Source organism: Chitinophaga sp. ARDCPP14, assembly GCF_051362515.1.
Lineage (GTDB): Bacteria > Bacteroidota > Bacteroidia > Chitinophagales > Chitinophagaceae > Chitinophaga.
The window spans coordinates 1-12,789 of the sequence record NZ_JBKIXB010000004.1; the positions used below are offsets into that span (position 1 = coordinate 1).

A 12,789-nucleotide genomic window follows, 5' to 3' on the forward strand; every position below is an offset into this window, starting at 1 on the left:
TTGCTAAAGCAAGCTGACATTAACTATTTATTCTCTTAAAAAACACCTGATCATCATAATGATTATTAGGCCATCTTTTGGCTAAAACAAAGAAGCTGTCTCAATTAATTATGAGACAGCTTCTTTTTTATGAATTCACTTTTACAGCTGGAGATAAAAACACCGAACCCGCCTGTGACAGCGGGTTCAAGTCAACTAAAACAAACTTTAGCCATTGGGCATCCGGCTATTAGCATACCCAAAAAGTTTCTCCGCAGGAGATAAACTGCGTGGTGGGCAAAGTACGTTCTTTGCTTTTCTCCTGTGGCGCTTTACTAAGGCTGGCAACGGTAATTTTTGTAAGCTTCAGCTTTGAAGTGATTTTCTTTTTCATATTGATACAGATTTAGGTTACTTCAATCTACGATAAGAATCTGTTACCATCAATCACGTAAAAAGGGGATTTATCACTGCTGTGCTCCTTTGCTGATCTTGTTATTAACGATACGGGCGTTGCCGTCGATATCCAGACTACCATTCACTGCTTCGGAAATCACTGCACCTGTATTGCGGGCGGGTGAATTGGGAGCAATGTGCAGGTCAGGTATTGTTGTACTGATAAGTAAAGGATCTGTACCATACACGGAGCTGGCATCGGTGCCGGAAGTGCTTTTCCAGGTATTGAAATCCGTAATGATATTTGTATTGGTACCATTCCAGATCCATTGCGGCGTACCGGTAGTGAAGTAAAGGTTGTTATCGATGACATTACCGGAGCCGGTACCGGTATATTTATGCACAAAGATATCTACCGGCCTCGCATATACGATATTATTACGGATCACGTTATCAAAGCATTGTTCCGTGAGACGGATCTCTCCTTCTATTTCGCCAAAAGCGCCCGGCTCGCGGTCGTTGAACAACAAGGTATTGTTTACCACGTAGCAATTGCGTGTACCGCCGGATGTATAACCGAGGTAGCCGCCGAGATAGATGCCGGTGCGCCAGCAGTTAGACACAAAATTATTCCTGACGATGCAATTGCTGGTGGGATATGCATCATTTTCACTGACGATACCGATGCCGCGGTCGGCTTCATGGATGCGGTTTCTTTCCACGGTAATATTCCGGGCGCCGTCTACATAAATAGCGATAGCGCCGTGACCATGCGTTCCGCCAACGGGGCCGCGTGTCATGTCAATGTTATACAATTCATTTTCGGTGATAAGGCCATTTCTTGCATAGTTCAATGCTGGGTTGGTATTGGCCGCGTAGCCACCGGCTGCATCGATACCAATGTTTTCGGTGTTGTAGATCGTGTTTCTCCTGATCGTAAATCCATCTACATAACCATTGATGGTGAGGTTTTCGCTGTACCCGGTTTTAGTGTCATGAATGATATTATCTTCCACGAGGATGTTCTTCATCACATCGGCGGTGTTGCCGATAATTTCGATGCCATGACCGCTCCTGCCCTGCGATGGTTCCACGTTATGTTCTATGTTATAAATTTTATTTTTCCGGATGATGATATTACTGGCACCTGCGTCTGCTGTAATCCCATTCACATTTGCCCATGCTGCAGTACTTTTCAAATTGCAGATATCAAATCCCTCCAGCACCACATAGCTTGTATTACTGATAGTAACCAGCGCTTCCCTCCCGGTAACGATCATGCCGGTGCCATCAATCACCGCCTTTTCACCGGGATAGGCTTTGAGTGTGATGAGTTTTTCCAGCCGGCCGGCGCGTGGAAAAACCACCCTTTCCCCGTAAGTACCGGCTCTCACCATCACGGTATCGCCGGGAAGCGCCTTTGCCAAAGCGATGTTGATGCTGCGTACCGGTTTGCTGATAGTTCCTGCAGCCGAGTTATCGCCATTAGCGGCAACGTAGTAAGTGTGGGTTTGTGCGGCATCAACGGTAGTAACAGCGGTAGATCCTTTACTACAGGCGCCGGCCAGCATAGCGAATAGAAAAAAATACATGTTCCTGTTTAACATCTTTTTAAAAATAAACGGCGGCAGTAAGTGACCGCCGCCGTGGGTTTGCATATAGTTTATTCTGAAATTATTTTCCTGACCCTGTTATTATTCTTATCCAACACATATACGATCCCATCTTTGTCCACTGCTACGCCCATTGGTGCATTAAACGAGGCGGCAGCGCCGATACCATCTTTAAAACCAGCGCTGTTGCTACCGGCATAGGTAGTCACGTTCCAGGTGTTAGCGGAAATAGCGCGGATACTTTCATCGGCATTAGCGCCGTAACTGCCATTACCAGCCACATATATATTGCCGGTAATGTCTACTGCCAGCCCCCATGGATTTGCGAATCGTGCAGCCGTACCCGTGCCGTTTTCATAACCTGCCACGCCGGTAGCGCCGGCAATAACAGTAGGCTGCCACGTACCCGCTTTAAACTGGATAATAGTATTGCCCGTGTTACTGGATATGTAAAGATTGCCGGCTTTGTCGAAGTCCATACCACCTGGCGCCGTAACGCCATTAATAATAGCCACACTGCTGCCATCCGGCTTCATTTCAAAAACGCCGCCGCCGCCGGTACTGCAATAATATATTTTGCCGGATGTTTTATCTACTGCAACATTCCAGGGTTCCTGTACTGTACCTCCCAGGGTAGTGGTAGTACCATCCGGTGTAATTTTGCGGATGCTCCAGGTGCCCGGATCCGCGGTATACACATTTCCCTGTGCATCCAGTGCCAGGCCGTATGGAATCTGGAAACGCGCCGCAGCACCTTTGCCATCATCGCTTCCGCTGTTACCGGGGCTGCCGGCCAATACAGTCGCATTTCCTTCGCTGTCTATTTTACGGATACAGGCGTTGCCCGGATCTGCCACATATACGTTCCCGTTATCATCCGCACCAATCCCCATCATCCGGTACCAGCTTTGCCCGTTAAAACTAAACAGTGCGTCAGCGCCTTTTCCGTTGGCAAATCCGGCGGTACCGTTGCCGGCAAGTGTGGTCACTGTTCTGGAAAACACATAGGTAAACGGCGTACCGCTCACCACACTGTCTTTTCCAACTTTCACCACGAGGTTGCCGGTGCCGCATTTCTTCGGCACTATTACCATAATCTGTTTCGTATTGGCGTTCACGATAGCACAACGTTTACCATTGATCGTAACAGTGATATCGGATGTATCAGCAGAGAAATTATCACCTGTAATCAGTACTTCCGTGGTACTGCCGCCGGTAGCGGGAATGAAGTCGGTAAGCAGCACCGGTTGCCCTTCCGCGTGTTTCAGATCGTCGTCTTTTGAACATCCCGCCAACAGGGCAGACATCAGTAAACAACCTTTCAGTATATATGAATTCAGTGGCCTGATCATAGCAGTTAGTTAAGATTTAAATAAAGAAAAAATTACCAGCCCGGGTTTTGCACTAATGCGCGGTCTCTTTCCAGGTCCTGTTGCTGGATAGGGAACATATACATCTTATTATCCCAGTATCTTTTCTGGAAAAGTGTGCGGGTATAAAAACCGGTGAAAGAAAATCCCTGGTCATTATCTTTCGCATTTATATTCATGCCGTAAATCGCCTGGTTTTCCGGTTTACTCATCAGCAACCGGCGGATGAGCGTGTAATAACGATCGCCTTCAAAGCAAAATTCTACTTGTCTTTCTCTCAAAATATATTTCCTCATTTCTTCCTGGTTACCTATGGCACCCGGATATACGGTTTCAATGCCCGGCAGGCCTGCGCGTGTTCTTACCTGGTTAAGGTATTTCACGATATCCGGATTAGCCGGATCATACTCATTTAATGCCTCTACATAGTCGAGTAAAATTTCTGAGTAACGGATAAGGATATACGGAGAACGGTAGGCGTCGGTAGACATGCTGCGGAGGTTATCGTTCGGGCTCAGTAATTTAGCGGGAAGGTAGCCGGTGATGATGTTGCTGCCCATTCCCTGCATGCCTGATTTACCACTGTAGTAAAACTCCTGGCGGCCGGTACCATCTTTATTTTTTTCAGAAGAGAAATAGTTTTTATCATCTACTGATACCGCTGCAATCACCGGGCGGCGGTTGTAAGCGATGTAAGCATAGAACCTTGGTTCACGCTTTGCGTACATGTTCCAGTCGCCTTCCTTATTTTCCCAGTAATGCTCACCATCCTGTGCAGCAAAGCCTGTTTCCACATAGTTGGAAGTAGGGTCCGTAATGGTTTTACCATTGTTCATATAAAAGGCATCCACCACGTTTTGTGTAGCGTTGTACAGGTTGTACCCTGCAGGGCCGGGAGAGGAACAGATGGTATATCCCCAGCGTTGCCAGTTCATGGAAGCAAGGATAATTTCATCATTCCAGGAAGTAAGGAATACATCCCTTACAGAAAGAAACGGATCGAAGGTAGTACCGCCGTTATCGAGGTTGGTAAACAGTTTATACTTGTTGGAATCGATGATCGCTTTTGCTGCCTGTGCGGCGATGCGCCATTTATTTACATCGTAGCCGGCGGGCGCCAGTGGTGTACCATCCTGGTTTTTGAACGCAGCAAGAGCGGGATTACCGTTCCACAAGGGGCTTGCCGCCCACTGTGCAACTTTTGCTTTTACAGCGAGACAGGCGCCACGGGTAGCACGGCCATTATTACCTGAGGAGCTCCATACGAAAGGAAGTCCGGCCGCCGCGCCGTCCATCATTTCATTGATGAACTTTACGCAGGTGTCGAAAGGCGCTCTCGGGTATTTGTTCATGTCTTCATCCTGGCTAACAGTACCGGTGAGCTTCACGAATGGTCCGTATTGTCTTAGCAGCATCCAATAAAAGTAACCACGCAGGAAAAGGTTTTCCGACTTGTATTGCGCTTTCAATTCGTTGCTCAACTGATCTCCAGGCACCTTATCAATATTTTGCTCGAAGATGAAAGATTTCCGGATGGCAGTATAGTAGCCGCCCCAGTTGTAGAAGTACCAATCGGACGCGCTCCAGTTGCCGCCCACCATGTACCTTACCGTGGTACCGGGAATGGAAACAGAGAGTTCATCCGCGGCGCCGATGCCGGCATAGTCGCCGCCAGCCTGGCGGGCGCTGTAGATATTACTCAGGTATGCTTCCGCGTTAGCCCTGGTTTGCCAGATCTGATCTTCAGTGAGAAGGTTATCCGGCTTTTTGTCCAGGTACTTGCTGCAGGATACCAGTGTAATGGCAATGATACCGATGAAAAAAAGTAACAGGTATTTATATCTGGTCATAACAATAATCTTTTTGATCTTGATTAAAACTGTGCTCTTACACCCAGGGTAACGGTTTTCGGATAAGGATACCTTGCCGCGAAATTGCCCAGTTCCGGATCCCATAATTTGAACTTCGTGAACGTGAGCATGTTGGTAGCAGTGGTATATACCTGCAGACTGCTGATGCCTTTGCGTTTCATATCCGGTGTGATAAAGGAGTAGCTGAAGGTGGCCTGTTTCAGGCGCATGAAACTACCGTCTTTAATCCACCAGCTGCTACTTAAATAGTTATTGTCGTTGGTATTAGCTACGGTAAGACGTGGATAGCGCACATTCTGACTGGGATTTTCCGGTGTCCACCTGTTCATCATATCTTCCAATACACTGGCGGAATATTGCCCCATGCCGGCGAAAGGAATAACACCTACGCCATCGGCCCCGGCGCCATTACCGGTCACCCCTGAGCCATTGGCCATAATGCCTACATCTGCCACGCCTGCAAAAACAGCAGAGAGTTCAAATTTCTTATAGCCAAAATTAAAGCCGTAACCGTATGACCAGGTAGGGAAACTGGATTTACCTAAATAGGTTTGGTCGTTACCATCGATCCTGCCATCGTTATTGAGATCCGCATACTTTATATCACCGGGATGCACTACCCTGAACTGTTGCGGGCTTTTCTCCACATCATCCTGACTGGTGAATAACCCGAGGCTCTGGTAGCCTTTGAATTCGCCAAACTTATGTCCTTCCTGTTGTGCATAGGCATACAGGGCTATGGGATTATCTGCGTAGATGATCTTGTTTTTGGCGTAGGTAATATTGCCGAATAAACGAATCGAAATATCTTTTCCGATATGACCGGTATACTCCATGCTGCCATCTATTCCTTTATTCACCATTTCACCGATGTTACCATAGATACTGCTGGAGCCGTATCCTGCAATGGGTGAAATGGATTTGCGGGCAACCAGGATCGCACTTCTTTTATCCTGGAATCCATCTATGATAATATTCAGTTTATTCCACAAACCCACTTCCAGGCCGATATCGGTTTTGGCAGATTTTTCCCAGGTGAGGTTTTCTGTACCGATTACATCTGCATTAACGCCCCCATTATAGGAAGGCGTACCGGAGCTGCCGAAAGACACTCCAGGCGCACCGCTATTATAATAAGTGAGATAACCAAAACGGTTCCCGTCGATCTGGTCGTTACCTGTCATCCCGTAAGACCCGCGGATCTTCAGGAGATTGATCACTTTGGTATAAGGCAGGAAAAAGTTTTCTTTGGAAATCACCCAGCCAACGGAACCCGCCGGGAAGTAACCCCATCTTTTTCCCTGTTCAAAGTTTTCAGATCCGGTGGCGCCCATATTCATTTCTGCCAGGTATTTATCCATATAGGAATAAGTGACCCTTGCTGCAGCGCTCTGGTTACGATAAGGAATGGCTCCCTTTACATCTCCGGCAGAACCCACCAGCCTGTTGCGGATGCTACCTACCAGTAATCCACCGAAATTATGTTTACCAAAGCTATGATCATAGGTGAGGTTACCTTCCAGGTACATCATGCGTTCGCCGGTGGAAGAGGCGCCATAGCCCAGGTAAGTACTGCCTATCCTGCTTTGATTATAAAAGAGACTACCATCTTCGTTTCTGCCGGGCGCATAAAACAGGTCATTTACACCGGTTCTGCTGTTATCAAATTCGCTGTAAGTATCAAAAGAAAACCGGGCATTGGCGCTCAGTCCTTCTGTAATTACATCCAGTTTCTGATTAAGGGATAACACGGATTGGATGGAAGGTCTGAATTCTGTGGAGTAGCCAGCGTTTTGCACCAGGTTAAACGGGTTGGCACCACCGTTGTTAACCGGGCCTGCCCATTTACCATCCGGGTAGGATACCGGGAAAGAGATGGGATTGGTAGCGTAAGTGGAATACCAGATAGAACCGGCGGAGTTACCCGGGTAGCGGGTGTTTACCAGCATGGAAGCCAGGTTGAGGGAAAGCAGTGTTGTTTTGGTGACGTTCAGGTCCACGTTACTCCTGAAATCATATCTTTTGAAATTGAGGTTGGGATTGTAGCCGATGTTATTCACTTTGTATTGTCCGTCCTGGTTGTAAAACGACATAGACACATAGTAGCGCATGGCTTCTCCGCCGCCGCTTACATTCACATTGGCGTTTGCCATAGTGGCCCAGTCCTTATAAATAGTTTTGATCCAGTTTACATTTGGATAGATATATGGATCGAGTCCGCTGGCTGTTTTACGGATCAATTCATCAGAGTATACCGGTTCATCGCCGGCATTGGTACGGGCTTCGTTATACAACTTCATATAATTCACGCCGTCCAGCATTTTCGGCATCTGGGTTAGCCCGCTGAAACCCGTTTCTGCTTTAGCGGATACCTTTGGTTTACCGGCCACCCCTCTGCGGGTGGTGATGATCAGTACGCCGTTGGCGCCTTTCGCGCCATACACTGCGGTAGCGGAAGCATCTTTCAGCAGCGAAATACTCTGGATATCTTCCGGATCAATGTTATTAAAAGCGCCGCCGTAGGTGCTGTTTACATCTTCCCTTTGCACGCCATCAACAATGATGAGCGGGGAAACGCTTCCCTGGAAAGTACCGATACCGCGGATGGTGAAGTTGGGATTGTCATAACCCGGTTCCCCTCCGGCGCTCTGCATGGATATTATGCCAGCTACCTTGCCCACCAATGCGTTAGTTAAGGAGCGCACCGGCGTTTGCATATCCGCCATATTTACAGTGGATACAGCGCCCGTTACCGTTACTTTTTTCTGGCTGCCAAAACCTACTACCACCACTTCGTTCAGCTTATCCACCTTTGCGGTTAAGCTTACCTTGAGTGTTTTCTGATTCACCACTTTTACTTCTTCGGGATTCATGCCCATCATCGCCACTTTGATGATGTCATCTTTGTTGGCCGCAATGGAAAATACGCCCATTACATCGGTAACAGTTCCTTTCTTACTGTCTTTTACCGTAATAGTGGCGCCAGGCAGGGGATTTCCATCTACATCCATTACCTGCCCGCGCACCAGCCACTCCGATTGTTTCTCTGCCGCCGCGGTGACCGTGGTTTCCGGCGCCGCTGCTTTCTTGTCGAGTACAATGCGGTTACGCTGCAATACGTAGCTGATATTTTTATCTTTAAAAATAAAAGCCAGTACTTCCTCCAGTTTTGCCTGCTGGAAGTTGAGCGACATTTTTTCCCCATCGTTCAGCAGTTGATTGCTGTACACCAGGGTAAGCCCTGTTTGTTTTTTGATGGCCCGGAAGATCTGCAGGAGGGTTACCTCATTACCGGTAACCGTGACGATTGACTGCAGTGAAGGCGGCGGTGTTTGCGCCTTCACGCTCGAAAAGGAAGTGCATATAAGGGCACAGAGCACCAACATGCGCACTACGTTTCGCATAGCCAGCTGGCAGTGGCGTATACTTTTTCTCATTCGGGAATGTTTACAAGTTAAAATGATGGTACAGCAAATCACCGTAGCAAATGCTTTCATCACAACTACATCGTTTTTCAGAAAACGGGTGACAAGGAGTAGTAAAAATATTTTTTGAGAGAAGAAAAATCTATCTCAGGGTAATTTCATTACCTGATAAATGGTATTCGATATGGGCAGTTGTTTTAAGATCGGATAAGAAATCCTCCAGCCGGTTACGGTCCATCAGGCCCGTTACCACCTGTCCGGCTTCTTTATTTTTGTCCAATACAAAGCGCATTCCATAGAAGCGGGAAGCGGCGGCGATAAGGGTTGTAAGCGGCATGCGGTGGTAATAGTAAACCCCGTTACGCCAGGATAACACTTCTTCTTCATCAAAGTGGCTGGTAACAAATCCCTGTCCGGCGTTGTAATCGGCCTGGATACCTGGTTGCAGGGTTTGGCGTTCGCCCGTTTTCCCTTTGGTGATGACGCTGCCCTGTACGAGGGCTGTTTTTACTGTTCCCGGCTGATAGGTGTTAATATTAAAAGCTGTTCCCAGTACTTGTACGCTGGTAAGTGCTGTGTGTACAATAAAAGGCTTTTCCGCATTGGCGGCCACCTTAAAATAGGCTTCCCCTTCTACATATATTTCTCTTGCCGCCCTGCCGAAATGAAAAGGAAAACGCAGCCTGGTGGCGGCATTCAGCCACACTTCCGTGCCGTCCGACAAGGTAAGTTTGTAGCTTTCGCCGGCAGGAACGTCGAGGGTATTTAATACGGTATCGGCAGAAGTATATTGCAGGGCGCCGTTGCTGGTGTTCAGCGTGGCGTTGCTAAGTGCGATGGTTTTGGCGCTGCTGTCTTTGCTCAGCTCTACTTTTTCGCCGTTACTCAGCAACAGGCGAACCGGTTGCTTCTGTTGCTGCATGGCTACCGATGGCGAAGTTACCGGTGCTGTGCGGGTAAAGAAATAGTACGTACCGCTGCCTGCCAAGAGCAGTATAGCGGCTGCGGCCAGCCCCTTTTTCAGGTGTATGACCGGGCGGCGTGTTGTTCTTTCTTCCTTAATGCGGTGCAGGGCCGCGTCAGAATCAATCTGCTGAAGATACCTGTCTGTATGAAGAGTCATGCTTTCCTGTTCCAGCTGATCCCACTGCGCTTTGAAGCCGGCATCATGCCGCAGCATTTCCTGGACATACTCCTCCTCTTCTGCGGAGAGTGTTCCCGACAAACGTTGTAGATATAATTCAAATATTTTTTCCTGTGCCTGCTCCATTGTTAACAAAACGCGGGCTAATACCCCTTATTAGTAATTGCATGACGTAATACTTTCAGCCCTCTTTTCAGGTGGGTTTTGAAAGAATTGATACTGATGCCCATTTCATCCGCTGCTTCCTGGTACCGTTTTCCCTGGATATACACCATTTGTATAGCCGATCTTTTTTGTACCGCCATATCGTTGATGGCCGTTAATACCTGTTTATAATAATCCGGTGAAACTTCAGTGTTTACCATACAGGTTTCATCCTGTAACTGGGTGAATGCCACTTTATTTTCCAGTTCCGCCTTTTGCTTTTTAAGATACGTGAGGCAACGGTTTTTGACGGCCTGATGCAGGTATCCCTTGATATCACCTGAAAAATGAAGGTATAATTTTTTGTCCCAAATGTCCAGGAAGAAAGTCTGTACAAGATCATTGGCTTCTGCCTCATTCCGCAGGAACCAATAGGCATTGAGGCAAAGCAGCTTGTGATACTTCATAAATAAAGCATCATATGCTGAAGCATCGCCTTCCTTTAACCGCTGCACCAATACTATGTCTGAAGAATGACTCATGTAACCGGAACCTTATTGGTAATTATTCATTACAGGTAGCTTAAACACATAACATATCTGTAACGCTGCCAAGTGGCAACCTTATTACAGTGACTTTGATTAAATGATCCGGAAGAAATTTATTTCTTCCATTGTTCACGTTGATACTAAAGATTTTGGCTAATTGACTATTAAACTGGAATCAAGGTAAATAATAAAATCGGAAAATTATACGGGCGCGGTAAAAAAATTAAAAGCCCCGGTAAAGGATACCGGAGCTTTGTTTTCATGGGGGTTTCAGTAGATAGCCTATAATTTAAAGAAGATCTTCTTTTTAAACAGCCAGTAGCACAGGCCCCATTCCAGCGCCAGTACTGCAAAGGCGGATAATATTTCCCGGATGCTTTCCGGGATTCCGGCCAGCGCGGTAAATCCTTTTACAAAGATGCCGGTGGTGGGATTTACCCATTGAGCGCCTACCGTTTCAAAGAAGAGGTAAATAAAAATGGCGTTCATACCCACTACGGTGGCTATCCAGGCGTAACGCACATTTTGTTTTACATCTATAATCCAATACAGCAGGGCCATTACCAGCATTACCCATCCCCCGGAAGCCAGTGTAAAAGAGGCAGTGGCAATCCGTTTGATGATCGGCGTGATGCCTGCCAGGTCCAGTCCGAAGCCGGTGACAAGCCCTATCAGCCCTGCGATCACCAGGATCTTTATTTTCTGCGCCCGCGGCCGGTCGCTGATCAGTAACTTCCCGGCCAGCGCGCCCCAGATGGTATGCGCGGCGGTGGGGATAAAGTTAATGGTCACCCATCCGTCAGGGTTGATCTTACCCATCAGCACAGTATCCATAAAAGCTCCGAAGTTATGACCTTGTATAAATGGCTCTTCGAAACCGGGCAATAAAACAAACCGGTACATTAAATCAGTTGCCAGCAACAGTAAAAGGCTTATGGCCAGCTGGAAACCAAAGGAACGGCGTATGATAAGGTAAGCGATCAGGGTGGTTACAGATAACTGCGTGAGCACATTCCATAACTCCCATACTAACCTTCCTGCATATACGCAATGGAGGGCAGTACCAAATATAAACAACTTTAAACAACGCAGGGCAATATGCCGGAAATTTTGTGACCAGGTAATACCCTTTTGCGTTTTATAATAGTAAGAGATGAACATCGCAGCACCGGCCATTGTCATAAAAGCAGGTTGCACCAGGTCCCAGGCCCGTAGCCCGTTCCAGGGGTGGTGAAAAAACTGCGTTATCAGACTGCCGGCTACCCCCGTGGGGTGTAAATGTGCTATCGACTCATAGATGCGAGCGCTTTCTCCGGCCAGGAGAATCATAATAAGGCCACGCATCACATCCAGGGAAATCAATCGTTGACTGACATTGGTTGTTTGGCTCATTGTCCTGTTTGTAGGCTTAAATTAATAATTTATTCCGGCATATTTAATAAAAAAGCGGCAGCGCCTTCATCGGGGATGGTGCCCAGCTGTGTGGACCAATCGCTGGAAGTGGCCACCATGCCCAGCCGTATAGCCGTTCCCGTAAAGCCCTTTATTTTTGAGCGGTCCAGTTTTCCTTCAAAACGGATGGTCCCCCCTTCTTCTTTAATGGTGCCCATCGTAAAGAAATCCGTTCCTGATTGTACATCGAAACTGAAGCTGGTTTGCGGTCCGTTATGATAATACATCGCCATCGGGATAGGCGCCGTGTTCTGATTGAGCAGCAGCTGCCCCTCCAGCAATACATCGTAAGCCGCGCCGGTAAACAGGGAAGTGATCAGGCCCGTGGCGTCACTGTTGTCGCTGTCGATATACACGTCGAAAATAGCGCCATCGGCCAGTTTACCGCTCATCTCTCCATAGAAATACATAAACTGTCCGTCGTAATCGAATTTCAGCTTTTTGAAAACGCCGCCTGCCGGACCGGCAGTGATCACATTCTGGCTGATGGTATCCCAGTCGGCCAGGCTGTTATCAGTGAGTTTCACCGGTGAGGTTTTGGAGATCCGGATCACGGTAGACCCTTCCGCGGTAACCCCTGCAGCGGAAGTGGCGTACAGGGTTGGCACATATTTACCCTTACCCTGGTAGGTATGCACCGGGCTTTGCTCGGTGGAATTAGTACCATCGCCGAAGTCCCATTTCCAGGAGGTAGCACCGGTAGTAGTGTTATTAAAAGATACCTGGTTCCCTTCTACTTCAATGGTATATACTACCAGCGGCGCCGGGTTGGTATCGTCTTTTTTACAGGCGGAAGCTGCGCACAGCAGCATAAATATATAGAGCAGTTGCTTTTGCATAATCAGGT

Annotated in this window: 9 protein-coding genes; all 9 read right to left on the reverse strand. The window is 47.6% G+C overall.

Annotated elements, in window-relative coordinates; all coding sequences use genetic code 11:
• Positions 1–229 precede the first annotated feature (229 nt).
• The 9 genes from ACLHR0_RS12440 to ACLHR0_RS12480 all read right to left on the reverse strand — a co-directional run bounded on the left by ACLHR0_RS12440 (position 230) and on the right by ACLHR0_RS12480 (position 12,781).
• Positions 230–373 carry a hypothetical protein gene (locus tag ACLHR0_RS12440; protein ID WP_370908241.1) on the reverse strand — a complete coding sequence of 48 codons (144 nt, stop codon included), beginning with the start codon at positions 371–373 and terminating at the stop codon, positions 230–232.
• A 73-nt stretch (positions 374–446) separates the two neighbouring features.
• Positions 447–1,967 (reverse strand): hypothetical protein, encoded by a 1,521-nt coding sequence (locus ACLHR0_RS12445; protein ID WP_429050664.1) that lies wholly within the window; start codon positions 1,965–1,967, stop codon positions 447–449.
• Between the two features lie 71 nt (positions 1,968–2,038).
• Positions 2,039–3,340: an IPT/TIG domain-containing protein gene (locus ACLHR0_RS12450; protein WP_436486964.1), complete on the reverse strand. Its 1,302-nt coding sequence runs from the start codon at positions 3,338–3,340 to the stop codon at positions 2,039–2,041.
• A gap of 32 nt (positions 3,341–3,372) precedes the next feature.
• Entirely contained in the window at positions 3,373–5,208 is a 1,836-nt protein-coding gene (locus ACLHR0_RS12455; RefSeq protein WP_436486966.1) for a RagB/SusD family nutrient uptake outer membrane protein, read from the reverse strand.
• Between the two features lie 23 nt (positions 5,209–5,231).
• The gene (locus tag ACLHR0_RS12460; RefSeq protein ID WP_436486967.1) at positions 5,232–8,666 is read right to left on the reverse strand and encodes a TonB-dependent receptor; all 3,435 of its coding nucleotides are present in this window, start codon (positions 8,664–8,666) and stop codon (positions 5,232–5,234) included.
• A 130-nt stretch (positions 8,667–8,796) separates the two neighbouring features.
• Positions 8,797–9,924: a FecR family protein gene (locus tag ACLHR0_RS12465; protein WP_436486969.1), complete on the reverse strand. Its 1,128-nt coding sequence runs from the start codon at positions 9,922–9,924 to the stop codon at positions 8,797–8,799.
• 17 nt (positions 9,925–9,941) lie between these two features.
• The gene (locus tag ACLHR0_RS12470; protein ID WP_370908247.1) at positions 9,942–10,484 is read right to left on the reverse strand and encodes an RNA polymerase sigma factor; all 543 of its coding nucleotides are present in this window, start codon (positions 10,482–10,484) and stop codon (positions 9,942–9,944) included.
• Positions 10,485–10,772: 288 nt separating this feature from the next.
• Positions 10,773–11,882, reverse strand: coding sequence for an acyltransferase family protein (locus ACLHR0_RS12475; RefSeq protein ID WP_436486972.1), 1,110 nt, complete (start codon positions 11,880–11,882; stop codon positions 10,773–10,775).
• Positions 11,883–11,911: 29 nt separating this feature from the next.
• Positions 11,912–12,781: a PKD domain-containing protein gene (locus ACLHR0_RS12480; RefSeq protein WP_370908249.1), complete on the reverse strand. Its 870-nt coding sequence runs from the start codon at positions 12,779–12,781 to the stop codon at positions 11,912–11,914.
• Between the last annotated feature and the right edge of the window lie 8 nt (positions 12,782–12,789).